The 1,393-nt window shown below is 43.1% G+C and carries 1 protein-coding gene; it reads left to right on the plus strand.

All coding sequences use genetic code 11. From position 1 onward, the window contains the following. Positions 1–167: 167 nt before the first annotated feature. Complete coding sequence (locus HX062_RS13550) at positions 168–974, plus strand: DNA alkylation repair protein (protein WP_286467764.1); 807 nt, start codon at positions 168–170, stop codon at positions 972–974. Positions 975–1,393 lie beyond the last annotated feature (419 nt).

Raw genomic sequence — 1,393 nt, forward strand, 5'->3', positions numbered from 1 at the left:
GAGCAACGAGCAAAGAGCAACGAGCAAAGAGCAACGAGCAAAGAGCAACGAGCAAAGAGCAACGAGCAAAGAGCAACAAACCAATTTACCTAGGGGACATTTTTATGCGGTATTGTCCGAGTCAAAAAAGAGTGCAATCTTTGTTGCGTCTTACAAAAAAAAAAGCAATGAATCAAACGAAGAGAAAAGGTTCAAAAACCATAGCGGGGATTCCCCCTGCCCTTTTACAACAATTAAACAAAGGGGAAATAGAAACAGTCAACTTAGTGGAATGGTTAGCTATTGACATGGCTGTATTACTGGAAACGGTCTTGCAACAAGCGGATAGGTTAGCTTATTTGGCACCTACTTTACAAGCGGTAGCCGCGTTAAAAAAGCCAACGATTACAGCTAAAAATGCCGCAATTGGTCAGCAGTTATTGTTACAAGCTATGGAAGCCAATGATCAGGTTCTATTTCCATTTCTCAGCAGTCACACGGCTGATATGGCGCGTTGTTGGGCCACGTATATGGTTGGGCTTCATCCAAACTATAACCCCGAAGAACAACTAAACGCCATTCAACCTTTTGCAGCGGATACGCATTTTGGGGTACGAGAAACCGCTTGGATGGCTGTTCGCCCGACAATTATTGCCAACCTCGAACTGAGCTTAGCAATCCTGACGCCCTGGACCTTAGACGCAGATGAAAACATACGTCGCTTTGCCACGGAGTCTACCCGACCTAGAGGCGTTTGGTGCGCCCATATTGAAACGCTAAAAACAACGCCAGAACTCGCTCTTCCGCTATTGGAAAATATGCGCAATGACTCCGCTAAATACGTTCAAGATAGCGTTGGTAATTGGCTCAATGACGCCAGCAAAACTCAACCCGATTTTGTGCGAAACCTATGCGCGAGATGGCTGAAAGAAAGCAATACAAAAGCAACAGCCTATATTGTAAAGAAAGCCTTGAGAACAATTGGTGGTGAGTAGTGAGTGGTGAGTAGTGAGTGGTGAGTGGTACAATGTTTATATTGGTTTTGGTGTTCGATGAATCTACGATTTGTTATTTGCGCGGTTTGTTTTTCGCGCGGTTTATCTCACCTAGTTTATATTGGTTTTGGTGTTCGATGAATCTACGCTACGCTACGATTTGCGCGGTTTGTTTAGTCTATTCATTTGTAAGATAATTGTGCTTTACAACGAGCAAAGAGCAAAGAGCAAAGAAATCTGTGCAGTGTATCTAACCAAGCTTATATTTTGTTTTGGTGTTCGATGAATCTACGATTTGTTATTTGCGCGGTTTGTTTTTCGCGCGGTTTGTTTTTCGCGCGGTTTGCGCGGTTTGTTTAGTCTATTCATTTGTAAGATAATTGTGCTTTACAACGAGCAAAGAGCAAAGAGCAAAGAAA

The organism is Myroides sp. DF42-4-2 (assembly GCF_030326445.1).
GTDB lineage: Bacteria > Bacteroidota > Bacteroidia > Flavobacteriales > Flavobacteriaceae > Flavobacterium.

Excerpts from the sequence above, each read along its gene's own strand:
- HX062_RS13550 (WP_286467764.1), top strand. The coding sequence starts at position 168 with ATGAATCAAACGAAGAGAAAAGGTTCAAAAACCATAGCGGGGATTCCC.